Origin of the sequence: Kitasatospora sp. NPDC093558 (assembly GCF_040683475.1) — a bacterium.
GTDB lineage: Bacteria > Actinomycetota > Actinomycetes > Streptomycetales > Streptomycetaceae > Kitasatospora.
In genome coordinates this window covers 1-1,017 of the sequence record NZ_JBFBDY010000487.1, presented here as the reverse complement: position 1 = coordinate 1,017, position 1,017 = coordinate 1, and the positions used below count along the sequence as shown (strand labels likewise).

Annotated in this window: 2 protein-coding genes; both read right to left on the bottom strand. The window is 75.6% G+C overall.

Annotated elements, in window-relative coordinates; translation table 11 throughout:
* Positions 1-183: 183 nt before the first annotated feature.
* The gene (locus tag AB0O00_RS29725; RefSeq protein ID WP_363656971.1) at positions 184-555 is read right to left on the bottom strand and encodes a hypothetical protein; all 372 of its coding nucleotides are present in this window, start codon (positions 553-555) and stop codon (positions 184-186) included.
* A 251-nt stretch (positions 556-806) separates the two neighbouring features.
* Positions 807-1,017 (bottom strand): LysR substrate-binding domain-containing protein (locus tag AB0O00_RS29720; RefSeq protein ID WP_363656969.1); only part of this gene is annotated, 211 nt, incomplete at its 5' end.

The window sequence follows — 1,017 nt, the reverse complement described above, 5'->3', positions numbered from 1 at the left end:
GGTCCCCGGCCGCGCCGCTGCGCTTCCTGAGCCCGTTCCCCTAGGTCGCGCCCGGCGACGTCCGGGCCCACGGGGGCGTGCCGTGGGCGTCGTTGGGCGTGCGGGTGGGCGTCGCCGCGCTCGGGCTGCTCGCCGCGTTCCGGCTGCTGGAGCGGCGGGACCTGGCGGTCTGAAGCCCGGGCTTCAGGCCTGGGGGACGGCTCGGGCGGCGTGCGCGGTGATGGCCTCGGCGGCGGCGAGCGGGAGGCCGAGGTGCCGTGCGAGGCAGTCGGGGCCGTGGCCCTGGAGCGCGAACACGTACGCCGTCTGCACGCGGGCGTCGTACGCCACGTCGGGGGACGTGGTGGCGGCGAAGTCGCGGTGGTCGAGCAGGTACAGGCGCGGGGTGCCGTCCTGGAGGGTCAGCCGCAGCCTGCCGCGGACGATGGGGGCGTCGGCGGGCAGCGCGGCGAGCGGCGGCAGGTGCGGCGCGGGGCGGCGCAGGCCGCGCAGCAGACCGGTGCCGCGGGCGTGGAGGGACTGCTGGGAGAACTGCGGGAAGAACAGGCGGGTCATGGCGAACCTCCGACGGCCGGGGGCCGGGGCGAGGGCGCGCGCGAGTGGACCGACTGGCGTCAGCGCGCGCCGGGGCGGGGTGCGGAAAGCGGGGGACGGGGCCGACTGGGGCCCGGACTACTACTGGAGTCCATTGCTCTCGCCTCCCTCCCGATCGGTGCCGCTACGAACCACCTGAAGAATAGTCCCCTTTTGTGAACTGGCTTTTGTGAACCGGCCGCCGATCTTGACGGAACCCTGGCGAAGGGGGCTCAGCAGGCGCGCGCCGCGGCGAGGATCCGCTCCCGGACCACGGCGACGTGCGGATTACCGGACGCGGCCGGGCGCTGCACCAGGTAGGCGGTGTTAATCGGCGGATCCTCCGGCCGGTGCAGCAGGCGCAGCGCACCCGAGGCGAGCTCGGCCCGGCACAGGTAGCTGGGCAGGACGCTCCAGCCGGCGCCGGCCGCCACCGCGTTGACG

What these genes read in the sequence shown, in the direction of transcription:
- AB0O00_RS29725 (WP_363656971.1), bottom strand. Translation starts at nt 555, where the DNA reads ATGACCCGCCTGTTCTTCCCGCAGTTCTCCCAGCAGTCCCTCCACGCC.